Raw genomic sequence first — 19,454 nt, 5'->3', positions numbered from 1 at the left:
GTGACGATGCAGACGCGACTGACGGCGGGCGACGCCGAGTTGACCATCAACCCCGAGCACGGGTGCCGGATCGAGAGCCTGAGCATCGGCGGCACCGAGCTGCTGCGGCAGGGCGACCGGTACGGAAGCTTCCCGATGGTGCCCTGGTGCGGCCGGACCGGGAACGGCGTCTTCCGCAACGGCGCGACCACCCACCGCCTGCCCGTCAACGCGGCCCCGCACGCCATTCACGGCACCGTCCGCGACGTGGCCTGGAAGACCGCCCGGACCTCCGCGACCGAGGCCGTGTTCACCTGCGACCTCGGCGACCCGTGGCCCTACCAGGGCCGGGTGACCCAGGTCTTCGAGCTGGCCGAGGACTCGCTCACCCTCCGCTTCGGCGTCGAGACCTATGACGACTCGTTCCCCGCCCAGGCCGGCTGGCACCCCTGGTTCCTGCGCAACCTCGGCCGGGGCGGCCAGGACGTGGAGCTGGGCTTCGCCCCCGCCTGGCAGGAGGAGCGCGGTGCCGACCACCTTCCCACCGGCCGTCGGATCGACCCCCTTCCCGGGCCGTGGGACGACTGCTTCGGCATGCCCGACGGCGTCGACGTGACCCTGACCTGGCCGGACGAGCTGGAGCTGAAGGTCACCAGCCGCGCCGAGTGGGTCGTGATCTACGACGAGCCGGCCGAGGCGGTCTGCGTCGAGCCGCAGTCCGGCCCGCCGAACGGCCTCAACACCCACCCGCGTCTCGTCACCCCGATCGACCCCCTGGAGGTCGAGAGCGTCTGGAGCTGGCGGCGGCTCTAAGCTGCTGACCATGACTGACGTACGCGCTGAGCTGCTCCAGCAGATCAAGGACAAGGCCGTGGTGCACGGCAAGGTGACCCTCTCGTCGGGTCTGGAAGCCGACTACTACATCGACCTGCGCCGGATCACGCTGGACGGCGAGGCCGCGCCGCTGGTCGGTCAGGTCATGCTCGACCTGACCGCCGACCTGGACTTCGACTGCGTCGGCGGGCTGACGCTGGGCGCCGACCCGGTCGCCACCTCGATGCTGCACGCCTCCGCCGCCCGTGGCGAGCGCCTCGACGCCTTCGTCGTGCGCAAGGCGCAGAAGGCGCACGGCATGCAGCGCCGGATCGAGGGCACGGACGTCAAGGGCCGTCGCTGCCTCGTGGTCGAGGACACCTCGACCACCGGCGGCTCGCCGCTGACGGCCGTCGAGGCCGTCCGCGAGGCGGGCGGCGAGGTCGTCGCCGTCGCCACGATCGTGGACCGGGGCGCCTCGGAGGCGATCGCCGGGGCCGGCCTGACGTACCTCACGGGGTACCAGCTGGCCGATCTCGACCTGGCGTAACCGCCGCGAAGTCGTGACTTAGGTCCTGGACCGGGACGTAAACGGTTCTGACCTGCACTTTTACTCAGGGGCGGGGTGTTTCACGTGAAACACCCCGCCCCTTGCCGTGCCGTGCCCATGGGAGCCCGGACGAGAGTCTGAAAGGATGGGGGCGACGATGACGTCGCCCCCAGGTCAGGGACAGAAACGCACACACCCCGCACATCACAAGGAGCGGACGAATGCCCATCGCAACCCCCGAGGTCTACAACGAGATGCTCGACCGGGCGAAGGCAGGCAAGTTCGCCTACCCGGCCATCAATGTGACCTCGTCCCAGACCCTGCACGCCGCTCTGCGCGGCTTCGCTGAGGCCGAGAGCGACGGCATCATCCAGATCTCGACCGGCGGAGCCGAGTTCCTGGGCGGTCAGTACAACAAGGACATGGTCACGGGCGCCGTTGCCCTGGCCGAGTTCGCGCACATCGTCGCCGCGAAGTACGACATCACGGTCGCCCTCCACACCGACCACTGCCCGAAGGACAAGCTGGACGGCTACGTCCGTCCGCTGCTCGACGTCTCCGCCGAGCGCGTCGCCCGCGGCGAGAACCCGCTGTTCCAGTCGCACATGTGGGACGGCTCCGCCGAGACCCTCGCGGACAACCTGGCCATCGGCCAGGAGCTGCTCGCGAAGGCCGCCGCCGCCAAGATCATCCTTGAGGTCGAGATCACCCCGACCGGTGGCGAGGAGGACGGCGTCAGCCACGAGATCAACGACGAGCTGTACACCACCGTCGACGACGCGATCCGCACCGCCGAGGCCCTCGGCCTGGGCGAGAAGGGCCGCTACCTGCTCGCCGCGTCCTTCGGCAACGTGCACGGCGTCTACAAGCCGGGCAACGTCGTGCTCCGCCCCGAGCTCCTCAAGGACCTCCAGGCGGGCGTCTCCGAGAAGTTCGGCAAGGCGTCCCCGTTCGACTTCGTCTTCCACGGCGGCTCGGGCTCCACGGCCGAGGAGATCGCCACCGCGCTGGAGAACGGCGTCGTGAAGATGAACCTCGACACCGACACGCAGTACGCCTTCACGCGTCCGGTGGCGAACCACATGTTCAAGAACTACGACGGCGTCCTGAAGGTCGACGGCGAGGTCGGCGTGAAGTCGACCTACGACCCGCGCACCTGGGGCAAGCTGGCCGAGGCCGGCATGGCCGTCCGCGTGACCGAGGCGTGCGCCGCGCTGCGCTCGACCGGCACCAAGCTGAAGTAACGCAGTCAAGGTGTGAGCACACAGGGCCCGGTACCTCCTCAGGTGCCGGGCTCTCGTGCGTCGACCGACGGGAAGGGCCTGATGTACGACTTCGACCGAGAGATAGACCGGCGCGGTACCTCGTCGGTCCAGTGGGACGGCATCGCGGACCGCTTCGGCGTCTCCGACCTGCTTCCCTTCACCATCTCCGACATGGACTTCGCCTCCCCGCCGGAGGTGCTCGACGCTCTCCGCGAGCGGGTCGACCACGGCGTCTTCGGCTACACCGACTGGCGTCTCGGCGGCTTCCGCGAGGCGATCCGCCACTGGTACGCGAGCCGGTTCGCCACCGACATCGACACCGAGACCCTGGTCTACGCGCCGTCGGTGCTCAGCCAGCTCTCCCAGCTGCTGCAGATGTGGACGGAGCCCGGCGACGGCGTCGTCGTGCACACCCCCACCTACGACGGCTTCCGCAAGGCCGTCACCGGGCTCGGGCGCGAGCTGCGCGGCGTCCCCCTCGGGGACCCCGACGCCCTCGAACGGGAGCTGGCCCGTCCGGACAGCCGGATGCTGCTGCTCTGCTCCCCGCACAACCCGACCGGACGGGTGTGGACCGAGGAGGAGCTGGCCGCGTTCGCCCGGCTGGCCGAGCGCCACGGAGCGGCCGTCGTCAGCGACGAGATCCACGCGGACCTGACGACCGACGGCCACCGCCACATCCCCTGGACCCGGGTCGCCGAGCCGGGCCGGGGCCACCGCTGGGCCCTGGTCACCTCGGGCACCAAGGCGTTCAACTTCCCCGCGCTCTCCGGCTCGTACGGGCTGATCGGCGACCCCGACGAGCGCACGGCCTTCATCCGGCGGATGGAGACGGGTGAGGGGCTGGCCTCGCCCGCCGTGCTCTCCCTGACCGCCCACATCGCCGCGTACCGGCAGGGCGCCCCCTGGCTGGACGCCCTGCGCGCGTACGTCGCGGGCACCATGTCCACGGTCCGGGAGCGGCTCGCGGAGGGCCTTCCCGAGGTCGACTGGACGCCCCCGCAGGCCGGCTACCTCGCCTGGATCGACCTGCGGCCGCTGGGGATCGAGGAGGCCCGGCTCCAGGAGGAGCTGGTGGCGGTGGAGAAGGTCGCCATCATGCCCGGAAGCGTCTACGGCACTCCCGGGCACGTCCGGCTCAACGTGGGCTGCCCCCGCGACAAGGCCGAGCGCGGCGTGGACGCGCTCGTCCGCGCGGCGAACCGCCTGCGCACGGCCTGACGGCGCCCTTCGACGGCCGCGCTGCCCCGGCGGCGTCCGATGGGCGGGGCTCCGGCGTTCGCGGGACCATGCAGACATGGGTGTGCGGGACGTGAGGATGGCCTCGGGCACGGGCCGGTGGATCGTGTTCACGACCGTGCTCGGGTCCGGCATGGCGCTGCTCGACTCCACCGTCGTCAACGTCGCCCTGCCCCACATCGGCGAGGACCTGGACGCCGACCTCGGCGCGCTCCAGTGGACCGTCAACGCCTACATGCTGACCCTCGCCGGGCTGATCCTGCTCGGCGGGGCGCTCGGCGACCGCTACGGCCGGCGGCGGGTCTTCGTGATCGGCGTGGTGTGGTTCGCGATCGCCTCGCTGCTGTGCGGGCTCGCCCCGAACACCGGCGTGCTGATCGCGGCCCGCGCCCTCCAGGGGGTGGGCGGCGCGCTGCTCACCCCCGGCTCGCTCGCGCTGATCCAGGCCAGCTTCCACGAGGACGACCGGGCCAGGGCGGTCGGGCTGTGGTCGGGCTTCGGCGGGGTCGGGGCGGCGATCGGGCCGTTCGTCGGGGGATGGCTGGTGGACGGACCGGGCTGGCGGTGGGTGTTCCTGCTGAACGTGCCGCTCGCCGCCGTCTGCGTGCCGGTCGCCCTCCTGCACGTCCCCGAGTCCCGGGACGAGGCGGCGCACGGCCGCTTCGACGTGCTCGGCGCCGTGCTCGGCGCCGCGGCGCTCGCCCTCGTCACCTACGCGCTGATCGGCGAGGCGTGGTGGGCCGGGGCGGCCGGCGTCCTGGTGGGCGCCGCGTTCGTGGGGGTGGAGCGGCGCCGCGGCGAGTCGGCGATGACGCCGCCGTCGATCTTCCGCTCGCGGCTCTTCACGGCCGTCAACGTGGTCACCCTCTGCGTCTACGCGGCCTTCGGCGGGTTCTTCTTCCTCGCCGCGCTCCAGCTCCAGGTCGTCTCCGGCTACTCGGCGCTCGCCGCCGGCACGGCCCTGCTGCCGACGACCGTGCTGATGCTGCTGCTGTCGGCCAAGTCCGGCGAGCTGGGCGAGCGGATCGGCCCCCGCATCCCGCTCACGGTCGGGCCGCTGCTGTGCGCCGCCGGGATGCTGCTGATGCTGCGGGTGGGCGAGGACGCCGACTACGTGCAGGACGTGCTGCCGGCCCTCCTGGTGCTCGGGCTCGGCATGACGGCCCTGGTCGCGCCGCTGACGGCGACCGTCCTCGCCTCGGTGGACGTGGGCCGGGCGGGGCTCGCCAGCGGGATCAACAACGCGGCGGCCCGGGCGGCCGGCCTCCTCGCGGTGGCCGCGCTGCCGCTGCTCGCCGGGATGGGCCCGGAGGCGTACCGCTCGGCGGAGGAGTTCGGCGCGACCTTCCGGCGGGCGATGCCGATGTGCGCGGCGCTCCTGGTGGCGGGCGCGGTCATCGCCTGGACGACCCTGCGGGTGCCGGCCCCGCGGGCCGGCTGCCACCCCGAGTGCCGGGTGCACTGCGGCGTGACGTCGCCACCCCTGGACCCGGGGGAGCGGGGGCGCACCGGGGAGACGGGGGAGCGGGGCGGCCCGGGGCCCGCGGCCTGAGGCAGACTGGGCCCATGGCCATCCACGAGAACCTCCTGGGGGGACCGGCCCCCACCCACCTGCCCGACGACCCGGGGCCGCGCGAGCTGCTCGCGAACGGCACGGCGCCGGCGGACGTCGCCGCGAAGTACCCGACCTCCTCGCTCGCCTGGGCCCGGCTCGCCGACGACGCCTACGAGCGCGGCTCGGTCGTCGAGTCGTACGCCTACGCCCGGACCGGCTACCACCGCGGCCTGGACGCCCTGCGCCGCAACGGCTGGAAGGGCCACGGCCCGGTGCCGTGGGAGCACGAGCCGAACCGCGGCTTCCTGCGCGCCCTGCACGCCCTGGCCCGCGCGGCCGGCGACATCGGCGAGAAGGACGAGTACGAGCGCTGCTCCACCTTCCTGCGGGACTCCTCCGAGACGGCGGCCGAGACGCTCGGCTGACGGTTCCCCCGCCCGGCTCGCACGCCCTTTCCCCGTGTGGGGAAAGGGCGTTCGACGTCCCCGGTACGATCCCCGGAACCGCAGGACGAGGGGGAAGTCTGTCGTGGGGAGACGAGCCGCACCCGCCGGACGGCGGCGCAGGAGTGGGACACACCGGTCGGGCACCCGCCTGGGGCTGCCCGCCATGGTCCTGATGACCGTCGTGCTCGGGGCGGGGGCAGCCCTCGCGGACTTCGACGACACGACGGACGGGAAGGCCGCGGCGCCGCCGGCGGCCGGGCGGACGGCGGACGCCGAAAGCCCCCGTGCCACCGCCTCGCCGGCGACCCGTTCGGAGCAGCCGGCGCCGACGGCGAAGCCCGCGCCCCCCAGCTCCACGCCCCCGCCGATGCCGGCACCGACGCCGCGGCCGACCGGCACGCCGCAGCGCACCGCCTCGAAGAAGCCCGTGGTGCCGCGGTCCGGTGCCGGGACCTTCACCACCGCGAGGTCCACCGGGGCGCCGACCGGTGCCGGCGGCACCCTGCGCCGCTACCGGGTCCAGGTGGAGAACGGCATCGCCCTGTCGGCGCAGGAGACGGCCGCCGAGATCCAGCGGATCCTGGCCCATCCCCGCGGCTGGGCCGCGCACGGCCGCGGCCGGTTCCAGCTGGTGTCGGAGAACGCCGACTTCGTCATCCGGATCGCCACCCCGGACACGGCGGACGCGCTCTGCCTCCGCCAGGGGCTGCGGACCCACGGCGAGCTGAACTGCGAGACCGCCGACGGTGTCGTGGTGAACCTCAAGCGGTGGATGCTGGGCTCGCCGACCTTCGCGGGGCCGCCGGAGGAGTACCGGCATCTGATCATCAACCACGAGGTCGGCCACGAGATCGGGCTCCGCGCGCACCTGGGCTGCCCGGGGCCGGGCAGGCCCGCCCCGGCGATGATGCAGCAGATCAAGGGACTCCACGGATGTCGCTCGAACGCGTTTCCGTATGACGAAGACGGGAGCTACATCACTGGTCCGATCGTGTCATGATGCGCTTGGGACGGCGCGCGACGAAGCACGCCTCCCGAGGGGACCGGGGCTCCCGTGCCGGACGACGTGCCGCACGGAGGAGCAGACCGCTACCCGGTAGTACGTATCGAGGAGACAGCAATGTCCACCTTCCCCGATGCCGGAGCCGGTTCGGTCGCAGACGACCCGAACCTCGACTTCGCGGGTACCACGCCGTACGAGGACTACGTCCAGGCGGACGTCCTCACCCACCTCCAGCACCTCCGCTCGGACGACCCGGGCGAGATGGTCTTCCTGGTCACCACCCAGGTCATGGAGCTGTGGTTCACGGTGATCGTCCACGAGTGGGAGACCGCGAGCCGCGCCCTGCGCGAGGACCGCGTCCCCGTCGCGATGGACGCGCTCAAGCGCTCCGTGCGCGAGCTGGAGGCGCTCAACCACTCCTGGCGGCCGCTGGCCCAGCTCACCCCCGCCCAGTTCAACGCCTACCGCGCCGCGCTCGGCGAGGGCTCCGGCTTCCAGTCGGCGATGTACCGGCGGATGGAGTTCCTGCTCGGCGACAAGGCCGCCTCCATGCTCGTGCCGCACCGGGGCGCGCCCCGCGTCCACGCCGAGCTGGAGAAGGCGCTGCACGAGCCGAGCCTGTACGACGAGGTCCTCGCGTTCCTGGCCCGCCGCGGCCTGCCCGTGCCGGCCGGCGTCCTCGGCCGCGACCTGTCGCAGCGCTACGAGCCGTCCCCCGAGATCGAGGCGGTCTGGGCCGGGATCTACGCCGACCCCGACCAGAGCGGCGAGCTCGTCCGCCTGGGCGAGGCCCTCAGCGACGTCGCCGAACTCGTCTGGCGCTGGCGCAACGACCACCTGGTCGCGACCCGGCGCGCGATGGGGGCCAAGACCGGCACCGGCGGCTCGGCCGGCGTGGCCTGGCTGGAGAAGCGCGCCCAGAAGAACGTGTTCCCCGAGCTCTGGACGGCCCGCAGCCATGTCTGACCGCCTCCTGAACAGGGCGCTGGAGCTCGACGCCGCCGACGAGCTGGGCAAGCACCGCGAGAAGTTCGCCCTCGACGCCGGGACCGTCTACCTCGACGGCAACTCGCTCGGCGCGCTGCCCGCCCACGTCCCGGCCCGCATGGCCGACGTCATCACCCGCGAGTGGGGCGAGCTGCGCATCCGCTCCTGGGACGAGTCCGGCTGGTGGACCGCGCCCGAGCGGATCGGCGACCGGATCGCGCCGATCGTCGGCGCCGCCCCGGGCCGGATCGTCGTCGGCGACTCGACCAGCGTGAACGTCTTCAAGGCCGTCGTCGCCGCGGCCCGGCTCGCCGGGGACGGCCGCGACGAGATCCTCGTCGACGCGACGACCTTCCCCACGGACGGGTACATCGCGGAGTCGGCGGCGCGGATGACCGGGCACCGGATCGTGCCCGTCGACCCCGCCGCGATCCCCGGCGCGGCCGGACCGCGCACGGCCGCCGCACTCGTCAACCACGTCGACTACCGCAGCGGCCGGCTCCAGGACCTGCCCGGCATCACCGCCGCGCTCCACGCGGCGGGCGCGCTCGCCGTCTGGGACCTGTGCCACAGCGCGGGCGCCCTGCCCGTCGGGCTGGACGCCCACGGCGTCGACCTGGCCGTCGGCTGCACCTACAAGTACCTGAACGGCGGACCCGGTTCGCCCGCGTACCTGTACGTCGCCGAGCGCCACCAGGCCGCCTTCGACTCGCCGCTGCCCGGCTGGAACTCGCATGCCGACCCGTTCGCCATGACCCCCGGGTACACGGCGGCCGAGGGCGCCGTGCGGGGCCGGGTCGGCACCCCGGACATCCTGTCGATGCTGGCCCTGGAATCGGCGCTGGACGTCTGGGACGGCGTCGACGTCGAGGACGTGCGGGCCAAGTCCCTCGCGCTGACGGACTTCTTCCTGGAGTGCGTGCGGGCGTACGCCCCCGAGGGCCGGGTCGAGTCCGCGACGCCCGAGGCGCACGGCGAGCGGGGCAGCCAGGTCGCCCTGCGGTGCGCCGAGGCCCCGGCCGTCATGGCCGAGCTCATCCGGCGCGGGGTGGTCGGCGACCTCCGCCGCCCGGACGTGCTGCGGTTCGGATTCACGCCGCTGTACGTCGGTTTCGCCGACGCGGAGAGGGCCGCGCGGGTCCTCGCGGAGGTCCTGGCCGACCTCCCCGCCTAGCGGCGCGACCGTCCGAGGATCGCCTGGTCCGCGGGGACTCCGGTGCTGGTACCGTCCCCGCAGATCAGGCCGATTCGGCCGCGTATCCGAGAGGTTGGAACAGCATGCCGGACCCCGCCGCGCGTGATGCCGCCGAAGAGGCGTCGGCGTTCTCGCACCCGGCCGTCCCCCCGGACGCCTCCGCCGCGTACGGCGACCACCCGGACCAGGTGATCGACTTCTACGCCCCGCGCGACGGGAGCACCCGGGCGCCGCTCGTGGTCGCCCTGCACGGCGGCGCCTGGCGCGCCCCGTACGACCGGCAGCACCTGACCCCCTTCGTCGACTTCCTGGCCCGCCGGGGGTTCGCCGTGGCGAACGTCGAGTACCGGCGCGGCAGCGACATCCCCCGCCAGGGCGGCACGGCCCCGGTCGCCGGCCGCTGGCCCGAGACCTTCGACGACGTCGCCGCCGCGCTCGACGCCGTACCCGAACTGGCCGCCGCGCACCTGCCGCAGGCCGACGTCGGCCGCGTCGTCCTCACCGGCCACTCGGCGGGCGGCCACCTCGCGCTGTGGGCCGCCGCCCGGCACGGCCTGCCCGCCGACGCCCCGTGGCACCTCCCCGCCCCGCCGGCCTTCCGCGGGGTCGTCGCCCTCGCCCCGATCGCCCACTTCGCCCGTGCCGTGGAGCTCGGGGTGTGCGGCGGAGCCGTCGGCGAACTGCTCGGCGAACCGGCCGAGTTCGAGGCCCGCGCCGCCCTCGCCGACCCCTCCGTCCTCCTGCCGACCGGCATCGCGACCACCGTCGTCCACGGCCGCGAGGACCTCGTGGTCCCGTGCGTCGTGGCCGAGGCGTACGCGGAGGCGGCCGGCAAGGCGGGCGAGGAGACCGGCCTCACCTTCCTGGAGGAGGTCGGCCACTTCCCCCTCATCGACCCGGCGGCCGACGCCTGCGCGGTGGTCGCGGAGGAGATCGCCCAGCTGGCCTGGTGACCGGGGAAATCGCATCTCTCGTACAACTCTTCGAGGCGGTCGCGTGTCACATCAGACACGGCAGTCCCGTGTCCGACCGTCCTCGTGGGGGTTTTCACCTTGCAGCACCGTTCCGCCGGCACCCGGCTCGCCCTGGCCGTCACCGCCGCCCTCGCCGTCACCGCCCTCGGTGCCGGCACGCTGGCCACCGCGCCGACCGCGTTCGCGGCCACCTCCTCCTCGGCCGCGCAGTCCGCCTCCGGGCTGCCCGTCTTCCCCGAAGGCTCCGACTTCGGGGGCGTGGGCCCGTCCGGCTTCCTCACCTACTCGTTCGACCGGGACGGCAGCCGCAAGCTGCTGTGGACGCCGTACGACGGCGGCACCGCGACCCCGCTCCAGGAGCCCAAGGGATGGTCCATCGGCGCCGGTGACGTGGTCGTCCTCGGCGACGCCTCCTGGACCGTCAACTTCCGCTCGATCACCCTGCGGAACATGGCCGCCCCCGCCGCCCCCGCCGTGGCCATCGACCTCGGCGCGCTGAACGGCACCTACGTGGCCGTGCTGAGCCCGACGAGCGTGCTCGCGCAGGTGACGAACGAGGTCGGCCAGGCCGAACTGCACGTCGTCACCAAGGACGGCGCCACGACGACCAGCCGCAAGATCACCGGCCTGCCGGCGGACGCCACCGACTTCTTCGGCTCGCAGGCCCACGACGGCTCCGTCCTCGTCGGGTACGAGACGGGGCCGCAGGACGGGCGGACCGGTGGCCGGGCCCTGATCGACGTGGCGGCCGGGACGGCGACCTCGACCTACGCCTCGCCCGAGTCGGGGTTCGAATACGGCGGCCTGGAATTCTCCGCCTCCCACGTGGCCTGGTTCAACTACAAGGCCGGTGTCGGCGACTACATCACCTCCGTCGACCGCGAGACGGGCGAGCGGAAGGACACCGTCCTCGGCTCCCACGGCGACGAGTGGCACAGCACGCTGGTCGGCGAGTGGCTGGTCTACGGCAACGCCGACCACCCCGCCAAGGCCGTCTCCCTGACCGGCGGCCAGACCGTCGACCTCGGCGTCTCGGCCCCGCGCGCGACGGCCTCGTCCGACGGCAGCGCCGTGCTGCTCGGCAGCCGGGCCGCCGACGGCGCCGGCCTGTTCCGGGTCGTGGCCGGTGCGGACGGCACCCCGACGGTCACCAAGGTCGCGGAGACGGGCCCGCCCTCGGCGGAGAAGCCGCTGGCGATCGAGCAGGTCCACGTCCCCGACACGGTCGACCTCGACAAGACCGGCGGCAAGGTGACGCTGGGCTGGACGCTGTCGCGCGCCGACGCCTCCCTGGACGTCACGCTCACGCACACCGCCACGGGCAAGGAGTTCACCAAGCGCCTGACCGCGCCGGCGTCCGGCACCCTGTTCTCCTTCGACTGGGACGGCGTGATCGACGGCGTGGACGCGCCGAACGGCAGGTACGGCGTGGAGGCCGAGGCGACGCTCGCGGGCGGCGCCGGCGAGCCCGCCTACCAGGGCTGGCTCATGAACGTCACCCGCACGGCCAACCCGCACGACTACGACGACAACGGCGCCACCGACCTCCTCGCCCGCGACGCCGCCGGTGTCCTGTGGCGCGACGACCTGCGCGACCGGCCCGTCGACGGACAGATCGTCCCCGCCCGGCGGACCCGGCTGGGCGCCGGCTGGCAGGTCTACAACACGATCGAGGCCGCCGGGAACCTCGCCGGGGCGCCCGCCGGCGACCTCATCGCCCGCGACACCGCCGGCGTCCTGTGGAGCTACCTCGGCAAGGGCGACGGCACCTTCGCCACCCGCACGAAGATCAGCGCGGGCTGGCAGGGCTACAACAAGTTCGCCGCCGGCAGCGACCTCACCGGCGACGGCCGCCCCGACCTCGTGGCCACCGACACCGCCGGCGTCATGTGGCTCTACAAGGCCACCGGAAGCTGGTCCGCCCCCTACTCGGGCCGCACCCGGCTCGGCGCCGGCTGGAACGGCTTCGACCAGATCACCGCCGTCGGCGACGTCGCCGGCACCCCGGCGGGCGATCTCCTCGCCCGTGACACCGCCGGCGTCCTCTGGCTCTACCCCGGCAACGGCGCGGGCACCTTCTCCGCCCGCGTCCGCATCAGCGCCGGCTGGGGCGGGTTCACCCACCTCGTCGGCGCCGGCGACGTCACCGCCGACGGCCGCCCCGACCTGGTCGCCTACGGCCCCGCCGGCGCCACGGTCTACCCCGCCACCGGCAACCCCACCACCCCGCTGACCCGGCAGTCGACCACGGTCTACGCCGGCGAGGGCACGAAGTTCAACCACCTCGCCTGAGCACCGGAGGGGGCGCCCCGGCGCCCTCCTCCTCCTCAAGGGGGACCCGGGAGGATCCGTACGGAGCCGGACGACCCCGTCCGGCTCCGCCCGTACCGTTGTTCCCGTGACCCAGACACCGCTCTCCGAGACGAGCCGCAGCCCCGAGTTCCGCCTGGTGCAGGTGGCGCTCGGGGGGCTGCGCCAGGAACTCGTCCACGACGCCTTCGCCTACCGGCCGCTGCCCCGCGCGGACGTGACCGGCGGCCCCGCCCGCTTCCTGCCGTCGCGGATACGGGAGTCCGCCGGCCTCTTCCCGCACGCCGTCGTCGGCTTCCTGGCGATGATCGTCTTCTTCGTCGGCTACGAGCGCACCTACGGCTCCCTCGGTCCGATCACGTTCGTCGCGACCTGCGCGCCGCCCGCGATCGTGCTGCTCACCCTGGTCCGCCCGGTCCTCGCCTTCTGGGCCTCGCTCGCGTCGGCGCCGTTCATCGGGGCCGTCGGCGGCTTCGGTACCGGCTTCCCCTGGTCGGCGGCCTCCTTCGCCGCGCACCTGGTGGTCCTCGGCGTGGTCGCCGCCCGCACCCGGCCCCGTACCGCCGCGTGGATGTGGATCGCCACGGCCTGCTACGCCCTCTTCGCCGAGATGTTCCTCGGGTCGGGCGGCGGCAGCGACGCCCTCCCCATGGTGTTCGTGTCGGCCATGGTCCTGCTCACCGTCACCGTCTTCCAGGTCCGCCGCCAGGCCGACCGCGACGTCACCGCGCAGCAGACCGTCACCGCCCAGGAGATCTCCAAGCGGACCGTCCTGGAGGAGCGCACCACCATCGCCCGCGAGCTCCACGACGTCGTCGCCCACCACATGTCGGTGGTCGCCATCCAGGCCGAGGCCGCGCCCTACCGGGTCGAGAACCCGCCGCCGGAGCTGGAGCAGGCGTTCCTCACCATCCGCGAGAACGCCGTCGCCGCCCTCACCGAGCTGCGCCGCATCCTCGGCGTCGTCCGGGCCGAGGACTACGAGGCGCCCGACGCCCCGCAGCCGACCCTCGGCGACCTGGACGCGCTGATCCGCAACGTCGCCGATGCCGGGCTCGACGTCGAGAAGACGGTCACCGGCGCCGTGCGGGAGCTCCCGCAGGGTGTGGAGCTCTCCGCGTACCGGATCGTCCAGGAGGCCCTGTCGAACGTGCTGCGGCACGCGCCCGGCGCGGCGGCGAAGGTCGAGGTCAGCTACGTCCTCGGCGGGCTCGGCCTGCGCATCGCCAACGGTCCCGCACGCGGAATCGTCAAGCCGTCGCCGGGCGCGGGTCACGGCATCACCGGCATGCGGGAGCGTGTGACGATGCTCGGCGGGGAGATGACGGCCGAGGCGACCGGGGACGGTGGCTACGAGGTGACGGCCTTCGTCCCCGTGAGCCGTGGGGAGAACGCGGAATGAGCATCAAGGTCCTGATCGTCGACGACCAGATGATGGTCCGCGAGGGCTTCTCGGTGCTGCTCGGCGCGATGCCGGACATCGAGGTCGTCGGCGAGGCGGTCAACGGCCGGGAGGCGATCGCCCAGGTCGCCGCCCTCCGCCCCGACGTGGTCCTGATGGACATCCGGATGCCCGAGCTGAACGGCATCGACGCCACCCGGGAGATCGTCGCCGCCGACGCGGACGCCAAGGTGCTCGTCCTGACCACCTTCGACCTCGACGAGTACGTCTACCAGGCGCTGCGCGCCGGGGCCTCCGGCTTCCTGCTCAAGGACGCCTCGGCCCGGCAGCTCGCCGACGGGGTGCGGGTCGTCGCGGCCGGCGAGGCGCTCCTCGCGCCGACCGTCACCAGGCGGCTCATCACCGAGTTCGCGAAGGCGCCCGGAAACGCGCCCCGCCCGCCCGCGATGGCGCAGATCGGCGAGCTGACCGAGCGGGAGACGGAGGTCCTCGTCCTCATCGCCCAGGGCCTGTCGAACGCCGAGATCGCCGAGCACCTCGTCGTCGCAGAGTCCACGATCAAGACCCACGTCAGCCGGATCCTGGTGAAGCTGGGCCTGCGCGACCGCACGCAGGCGGCGGTCTTCGCGTACGAGGCGGGTCTGGTCCGCGTCGGAGGCTGACCGGCCCGCGGGCCCGCCGCGGGGCGCCGACGGGAGCGGTGCCGGCGGCCGGCGCGGGTAGCGTCCGTCCATGGACGCTGCCTTCGACCCCTGGTCGCCCGAGTTCGTCGCCGATCCCTACCCCGCCTACGCGGAGCTGCGCGCCGCCGGCCGCGCCCACTGGTACGCGCCGACGCGGCAGTGGCTGATCCCGCACCACGAGGACGTCTCGGCGCTCCTGCGGGACCGGAGGCTGGGCCGGACGTACACCCACCGCTTCACGCACGAGGAGTTCGGGCGGGAGGCCCCGGACGCCGCGCACGAGCCGTTCCACACGCTCAACGACCACGGGCTGCTCGATCTGGAGGGGGCCGACCACGGCCGGATCCGGCGGCTGGTCTCGAAGGCGTTCACGCCTCGGACGGTGGAGGACCTGGCCCCGACGGTACGGCGGCTCGCCGCCGGACTCGTCGGCGATCTGGTGGCCGCGGGCGGCGGGGACCTCCTGTCCGCCGTCGCCGAACCCCTTCCGGTCGCGGTGATCGCGGAGATGCTGGGCATCCCGGAGGACGACGAGGAGCGCGGCAGGCTGCGGCCCTGGTCGGCGGCGATCTGCGGGATGTTCGAGCTGAACCCCTCGCAGGAGACGGCCCGGCGGGCGGTCGAGGCGTCGATCGAGTTCTCCGGCTACCTGCGGGAGCTGATCGCACGGCGGCGCGGGGAGCCGGGCACGGACCTCGTCTCGTCGCTGATCGCGGTCGAGGGGCTGACGGAGCAGGAGATGGTCTCCACCTGCGTACTCCTCCTGAACGCCGGTCACGAGGCCACCGTGAACACCACGGTCAACGGCTGGCGGACGCTCCTGGAGCAGGGTGTCCGTCCGCATCCCGAAAAGTTGTCCACAGCTGTGGAAGAACTTCTGCGGTACGACACCCCGCTCCAGATGTTCGAGCGCTGGGTCCTCGACGACATCGACCTCGGCGGGCAGGTCCTCCCGCGCGGCTCCGAGGTCGCCCTGCTCTTCGGCTCCGCCAACCGCGACCCGGCCCGCTTCGGCCCCACCGCCGACGTCCTCGACCTCGAACGGGCCGACAACCCCCACGTCACCTTCGGCGCCGGCATCCACTACTGCCTCGGCGCCCCGCTCGCCCGCCTCGAACTCACCGCCGTCTTCGGCGAACTCCTGCGGCAGGCCCCCGGCCTCCGGCTGGCCGCCGAACCGGCCTGGAAGCCCGGCTACGTCATCCGCGGTTTCGACGAGCTGCTCGTGGAGGTCTGACCCGCCGGGCGGAGCCCGGCCCGACGGAGCCCCGGCCGACCGAACCCTGCCCGACGGGGCACCGCCCGACCGTCCACCGCCCGACCGTCCACCGCCCGCCCGGGCCCCGGCCGCCCGGTCAGGGGGAGAGCCTCTCCTCCACGGGCGGGGCGAGCCGGTCCACGAGCGCCGCGAACCCCTCCGCGTCCGCCTCCCGGTACGGCCCGCCCGGCCACAGCGGGCGCCCCTCGACCCAGGGGACGAGCCGCTCGCCGGCCGGGTCGAAGCCCCACCGGCCGTGCAGCTCGACGATGCCGGCGGGCACGGCCGGCAGGCCCCGGCGCGGCCGCTTCCGGGATCCGGGCAGAAGGAGCGGGACCGCCGCCTCGGGCCGGTCGTCCGGTCCGCCGCGCGCCGGGAAGAGCAGCAGGACGGGGACGCCGCCGTGCGGGTCGTACAGCAGGACGTACCGCCGCGAGACGGACACGGCGGAGACCGCGGCCCGGGCCATCAGCCGCGCCGCGGGAAGGCCGCCGACCAGCGCCCGGTAGGCGGAGTACAGGAGGCCGGCCAGGGACACCGCGCCCGCCGCCCACAGCTTCGGGGCGTCCTCCGCCGGAGGCCCGGTCAGCGCGACGGCGCCCACGGCCGCGCAGAACGCCAGCGCGACCAGCACCGACGGCAGCCCGGCGACCCGCCGCAGGCTCCGCACCCGCCACCACGGCACCCCGCGCACGTCCGCCTCCGGCCGCGGCGCCCGGTCCTGCGGCAGGGCCTGCCGCCGGGCGTGCTCGGCGAGCACCGCGTACGTCGGCCCGGCCACGGACCGCACCCGGTCCGGCGCCGTCCGATCCGGCCCCCCACGCTCCGGCGCGGCCGGCGCCGCCTGCGGCCGGCGCGGGACAGGGCGCTCCAGCAGCCCCCGGGCCTCCGCCTGACCGACGACGATGCGCCGCACCCGCGTGCCCCGGAGCGGCTTCGCCCAGATCAGCGGCTCGCCGCCGGGCGGCGCGAGGACCCCGCCCACGCGCGGGTCGCCGCACCACCAGAGCACGCCGTCCGGCCCCGGCCGCACCGCCTCGTACCGGTGCCGGGCCGCGACCACGGCCAGCGGCCAGGTCTCGGACCCGTCCGCGGCGCGCAGCACGACGGTCGTCGCGTGCCCGGTGCGCCCGACCGTCACCGCGGGGTGCGCGGACCACACGGCCGCGCCGAGCGCCCGGCGCATCCGTCGCGCGAGGACCAGCGATCCGGTCCCGCCGCCCAGGCAGAGGATCCCGACCACGGCCGACAGGCCGGCCGCGTCGTCGCCCCACGCGGCCTCGGGCACGAGCACCCCGAGGCCGACGGCCGCCCCGAGGACCGCCAGCCCCGTGACGACCAGTCCGGCGGCTCTTCGCCGGTACCGCTCCAGCTCCCTCGCCGTCGCCTCGACGGCCAGCGCACACGTCATCGCACGTCCCCCCACCAGGTGTCCGGCTGCCGACGCTAGCGCGGCCCCCGTACCGATGCCGGCGTCAGGTGGCCGTGCGCTGCTCCCGGGCCGGGTCGCGGGCCGGGTCGCGGGGGAGGGTCAGCCCCCAGGCGGCGGGGCGGACGGTCCAGGTGCGGCGGCGGACGGGGCCGGAGAGGCGGCCGTCGGCGCGGTAGCGGAAGTCGGGGCCGGAGACGGTGAGCGTGCGGGCGGAGACGTGGCGCGCCGGGGCGGCCGCGGGATGGACGGTCACCCGGGCGGTGCCGGCGGCGGAGCGGACCGTCAGGCCCTCCACCGGGTCGTCCACGTCGGCGAGCAGGATCCCGTCCGCCTCCACGCGCAGCCGGTGGGTGCGGACCGCGAGGGCGGTGGGCGCGGGGCGGACCAGGGTGCGGACGAGGGAGCGGCAGGTGCCCCAGACGGACGGGGCCGCCGAGGACAGCGCGGGGACGGCCGGCACCAGCAGGTCGCCGAGGACGACGCCGTCGCTGTCGTCGACCAGCAGGTCCAGACGGCGGACCGAACCGTCCAGGACCGCCCGGGCCGCCGCCGGCGTGGAGCGCGGCACGCCGAGCGCGTGGGCCACTTCGCGGGCGTCCGGCGGTCCGATCGGGACGAGGGCGAGGGCGGCCCCGGAGAGCTCCCGCTCCCGGTGCAGGAGCGCCACCGTGCGCAGCAGCGCCCGGTCGTCGCCGAGCACCACGGGGCGCCGGGAACCGCGCCTGGCCAGGGCGCGGGAGAATTCCTCCGGGCCGTCCGGCAGGCAGATCTTCGCCTCCGCGCCCGCGGACAGGACATCTTTCGCGATCCGCACGGACTCGCCGTCACATCGGCGGGCGACCGGGTCGACGATGACCAGCAGCTGGTCGTGATCCGACACCTCGGTCCTTCCTCGGGTAGCATCTTTGTGCAAGAGCCCCTTGCGCTATTGCGCCAGGGGCTTCGTCTATTCCGGGGCACACCGGTGAGGCGGCGTATGCCCCCTGACCTTGGACATGCCCCACCCGGAAGGGGTGTACGCCTGTGCCCGCACTTGTGCTGCTCGGTGCTCAGTGGGGTGACGAGGGCAAGGGAAAGGCCACCGACCTCCTCGGTGGATCCGTTGACTATGTAGTGCGTTACCAGGGCGGCAACAACGCCGGCCACACCGTCGTCGTCGGCGACCAGAAGTACGCGCTGCATCTTCTCCCTTCCGGAATCCTCTCGCCGGGGTGTACCCCGGTGATCGGAAACGGAGTCGTCGTCGACCCGGCGGTCCTGCTCTCCGAGCTGAGCGGACTGAACGAGCGCGGCGTCGACACGTCGAAGCTCCTGATCAGCGGCAACGCCCACCTGATCACCCCGTACAACGTCACCCTCGACAAGGTGACGGAACGGTTCCTCGGCAAGCGCAAGATCGGCACCACCGGGCGCGGCATCGGCCCGACCTACGCCGACAAGATCAACCGCGTCGGCATCCGGGTCCAGGACCTCTACGACGAGTCGATCCTCGAGCAGAAGGTCGAGGCGGCGCTGGAGGGCAAGAACCAGCTCCTGGCCAAGCTCTACAACCGGCGCGCGATCCAGGCCGAGCAGATCGTCGAGGAGATGCTCCAGTACGCGGAGCAGATCAAGCCCTTCGTCGCCGACACGACGCTGATCCTCAACAAGGCGCTCGACGACGACAAGGTCGTGCTCTTCGAGGGCGGCCAGGGCACCCTGCTCGACGTCGACCACGGCACGTACCCCTTCGTCACCTCCTCGAACCCGACCGCGGGCGGCGCCTGCACCGGCGCCGGCGTGGGCCCGACGAAGATCAGCCGGGTCATCGGCATCCTCAAGGCGTACACGACCCGTGTCGGCGCCGGCCCGTTCCCGACGGAGCTGTTCGACGCGGACGGCGAGGCGCTGCGCCGCATCGGCGGCGAGCGGGGCGTCACCACCGGCCGTGACCGCCGCTGCGGCTGGTTCGACGCGGTCATCGCCCGCTACGCCACCCGCGTCAACGGCCTGACCGACTTCTTCCTCACCAAGCTGGACGTGCTGACCGGCTGGGAGCAGATCCCGGTCTGCGTCGCGTACGAGATCGACGGCAAGCGCGTCGAGGAGCTGCCCTACTCGCAGACCGACTTCCACCACGCGAAGCCGATCTACGAGATGCTGCCGGGCTGGTCCGAGGACATCACCAAGGCCAAGACCTTCGCCGACCTGCCGAAGAACGCGCAGGCGTACGTGAAGGCCCTGGAGGAGATGTCGGGCGCCCCGATCTCCGCGATCGGCGTCGGCCCCGGCCGTACCGAGACGATCGAGATCAACTCGTTCCTCTAGGACGCCCACGCGCGGCACGCACCGCGCACGGCACCGTGCCCCTCCCCCGGACCGAT

General features: G+C 73.7%; 17 protein-coding genes. 15 read left to right on the top strand and 2 right to left on the bottom strand.

Translation table 11 applies throughout. From position 1 onward, the window contains the following. The first annotated feature begins 6 nt into the window (after window positions 1–6). From AB0424_RS06930 to AB0424_RS06865, 14 genes are all read left to right on the top strand, one after another. Entirely contained in the window at window positions 7–792 is a 786-nt protein-coding gene (locus AB0424_RS06930; RefSeq protein ID WP_366303360.1) for an aldose 1-epimerase, read from the top strand. A gap of 10 nt (window positions 793–802) precedes the next feature. After that, window positions 803–1,342 carry an orotate phosphoribosyltransferase gene (gene pyrE / locus AB0424_RS06925; RefSeq protein WP_366302735.1) on the top strand — a complete coding sequence of 180 codons (540 nt, stop codon included), beginning with the start codon at window positions 803–805 and terminating at the stop codon, window positions 1,340–1,342. A gap of 221 nt (window positions 1,343–1,563) precedes the next feature. Further along, window positions 1,564–2,586: a class II fructose-bisphosphate aldolase gene (gene fbaA / locus AB0424_RS06920; RefSeq protein ID WP_366302734.1), complete on the top strand. Its 1,023-nt coding sequence runs from the start codon at window positions 1,564–1,566 to the stop codon at window positions 2,584–2,586. A gap of 81 nt (window positions 2,587–2,667) precedes the next feature. Continuing rightward, the gene (locus tag AB0424_RS06915) at window positions 2,668–3,828 is read left to right on the top strand and encodes a MalY/PatB family protein (RefSeq protein ID WP_366302733.1); all 1,161 of its coding nucleotides are present in this window, start codon (window positions 2,668–2,670) and stop codon (window positions 3,826–3,828) included. Window positions 3,829–3,904: 76 nt separating this feature from the next. Beyond that, window positions 3,905–5,398, top strand: a complete 1,494-nt coding sequence (locus AB0424_RS06910; protein ID WP_366302732.1) for an MFS transporter — start codon at window positions 3,905–3,907, stop codon at window positions 5,396–5,398. A gap of 14 nt (window positions 5,399–5,412) precedes the next feature. Further along, window positions 5,413–5,826, top strand: coding sequence for a DUF3151 domain-containing protein (locus tag AB0424_RS06905; RefSeq protein WP_017240197.1), 414 nt, complete (start codon window positions 5,413–5,415; stop codon window positions 5,824–5,826). A 193-nt stretch (window positions 5,827–6,019) separates the two neighbouring features. Continuing rightward, window positions 6,020–6,847 carry a DUF3152 domain-containing protein gene (locus tag AB0424_RS06900; protein WP_366302731.1) on the top strand — a complete coding sequence of 276 codons (828 nt, stop codon included), beginning with the start codon at window positions 6,020–6,022 and terminating at the stop codon, window positions 6,845–6,847. A gap of 120 nt (window positions 6,848–6,967) precedes the next feature. Continuing rightward, window positions 6,968–7,816, top strand: a complete 849-nt coding sequence (locus tag AB0424_RS06895; protein WP_366302730.1) for a tryptophan 2,3-dioxygenase — start codon at window positions 6,968–6,970, stop codon at window positions 7,814–7,816. Continuing rightward, the gene (kynU, locus tag AB0424_RS06890; RefSeq protein ID WP_366302729.1) at window positions 7,809–9,011 is read left to right on the top strand and encodes a kynureninase; all 1,203 of its coding nucleotides are present in this window, start codon (window positions 7,809–7,811) and stop codon (window positions 9,009–9,011) included. The genes AB0424_RS06895 and kynU overlap by 8 nt, the downstream gene beginning before the upstream one ends. 104 nt (window positions 9,012–9,115) lie before the next feature. Continuing rightward, the gene (locus AB0424_RS06885; protein WP_366302728.1) at window positions 9,116–9,985 is read left to right on the top strand and encodes an alpha/beta hydrolase; all 870 of its coding nucleotides are present in this window, start codon (window positions 9,116–9,118) and stop codon (window positions 9,983–9,985) included. A 99-nt stretch (window positions 9,986–10,084) separates the two neighbouring features. Further along, window positions 10,085–12,298 carry a VCBS repeat-containing protein gene (locus tag AB0424_RS06880; RefSeq protein WP_366302727.1) on the top strand — a complete coding sequence of 738 codons (2,214 nt, stop codon included), beginning with the start codon at window positions 10,085–10,087 and terminating at the stop codon, window positions 12,296–12,298. 106 nt (window positions 12,299–12,404) lie between these two features. Beyond that, window positions 12,405–13,718 (top strand): histidine kinase, encoded by a 1,314-nt coding sequence (locus tag AB0424_RS06875; RefSeq protein ID WP_366302726.1) that lies wholly within the window; start codon window positions 12,405–12,407, stop codon window positions 13,716–13,718. Further along, the gene (locus tag AB0424_RS06870) at window positions 13,715–14,380 is read left to right on the top strand and encodes a response regulator transcription factor (RefSeq protein ID WP_366302725.1); all 666 of its coding nucleotides are present in this window, start codon (window positions 13,715–13,717) and stop codon (window positions 14,378–14,380) included. The genes AB0424_RS06875 and AB0424_RS06870 overlap by 4 nt, the downstream gene beginning before the upstream one ends. Window positions 14,381–14,450: 70 nt before the next feature. After that, window positions 14,451–15,638 carry a cytochrome P450 gene (locus AB0424_RS06865; protein ID WP_366302724.1) on the top strand — a complete coding sequence of 396 codons (1,188 nt, stop codon included), beginning with the start codon at window positions 14,451–14,453 and terminating at the stop codon, window positions 15,636–15,638. A gap of 118 nt (window positions 15,639–15,756) precedes the next feature. Here the strand turns inward: AB0424_RS06865 and AB0424_RS06860 are convergent, their stop codons facing one another. Together AB0424_RS06860 and AB0424_RS06855 are read right to left on the bottom strand one after the other, a co-directional pair. Further along, window positions 15,757–17,070 (bottom strand): hypothetical protein, encoded by a 1,314-nt coding sequence (locus AB0424_RS06860; protein ID WP_366302723.1) that lies wholly within the window; start codon window positions 17,068–17,070, stop codon window positions 15,757–15,759. Between the two features lie 64 nt (window positions 17,071–17,134). Next, window positions 17,135–17,971 carry a diacylglycerol kinase gene (locus AB0424_RS06855; RefSeq protein ID WP_366302722.1) on the bottom strand — a complete coding sequence of 279 codons (837 nt, stop codon included), beginning with the start codon at window positions 17,969–17,971 and terminating at the stop codon, window positions 17,135–17,137. A 143-nt stretch (window positions 17,972–18,114) separates the two neighbouring features. On the opposite strand from AB0424_RS06855, the gene AB0424_RS06850 reads away from it, so the two are divergent. After that, complete coding sequence (locus tag AB0424_RS06850) at window positions 18,115–19,398, top strand: adenylosuccinate synthase (RefSeq protein WP_366302721.1); 1,284 nt, start codon at window positions 18,115–18,117, stop codon at window positions 19,396–19,398. Window positions 19,399–19,454: the final 56 nt, after the last annotated feature.

Origin of the sequence: Streptomyces sp. NPDC051180, from assembly GCF_040689545.1 — a bacterium.
Classification (GTDB): Bacteria; Actinomycetota; Actinomycetes; order Streptomycetales; family Streptomycetaceae; genus Streptomyces.
The sequence above is the reverse complement of the archived record's forward strand: the minus strand, read 5'-3'. Positions and strand labels throughout refer to the sequence as shown.

Excerpts from the sequence above, each read along its gene's own strand:
- pyrE (WP_366302735.1), top strand. The coding sequence starts at position 803 with ATGACTGACGTACGCGCTGAGCTGCTCCAGCAGATCAAGGACAAGGCC.
- kynU (WP_366302729.1), top strand. The coding sequence starts at position 7,809 with ATGTCTGACCGCCTCCTGAACAGGGCGCTGGAGCTCGACGCCGCCGAC.
- fbaA (WP_366302734.1), top strand. The coding sequence starts at position 1,564 with ATGCCCATCGCAACCCCCGAGGTCTACAACGAGATGCTCGACCGGGCG.
- AB0424_RS06915 (WP_366302733.1), top strand. The coding sequence starts at position 2,668 with ATGTACGACTTCGACCGAGAGATAGACCGGCGCGGTACCTCGTCGGTC.
- AB0424_RS06870 (WP_366302725.1), top strand. The coding sequence starts at position 13,715 with ATGAGCATCAAGGTCCTGATCGTCGACGACCAGATGATGGTCCGCGAG.
- AB0424_RS06860 (WP_366302723.1), bottom strand. The coding sequence starts at position 17,070 with ATGACGTGTGCGCTGGCCGTCGAGGCGACGGCGAGGGAGCTGGAGCGG.
- AB0424_RS06905 (WP_017240197.1), top strand. The coding sequence starts at position 5,413 with ATGGCCATCCACGAGAACCTCCTGGGGGGACCGGCCCCCACCCACCTG.
- AB0424_RS06900 (WP_366302731.1), top strand. The coding sequence starts at position 6,020 with ATGACCGTCGTGCTCGGGGCGGGGGCAGCCCTCGCGGACTTCGACGAC.
- AB0424_RS06885 (WP_366302728.1), top strand. The coding sequence starts at position 9,116 with ATGCCGGACCCCGCCGCGCGTGATGCCGCCGAAGAGGCGTCGGCGTTC.
- AB0424_RS06910 (WP_366302732.1), top strand. The coding sequence starts at position 3,905 with ATGGGTGTGCGGGACGTGAGGATGGCCTCGGGCACGGGCCGGTGGATC.
- AB0424_RS06930 (WP_366303360.1), top strand. The coding sequence starts at position 7 with ATGCAGACGCGACTGACGGCGGGCGACGCCGAGTTGACCATCAACCCC.
- AB0424_RS06895 (WP_366302730.1), top strand. The coding sequence starts at position 6,968 with ATGTCCACCTTCCCCGATGCCGGAGCCGGTTCGGTCGCAGACGACCCG.
- AB0424_RS06865 (WP_366302724.1), top strand. The coding sequence starts at position 14,451 with ATGGACGCTGCCTTCGACCCCTGGTCGCCCGAGTTCGTCGCCGATCCC.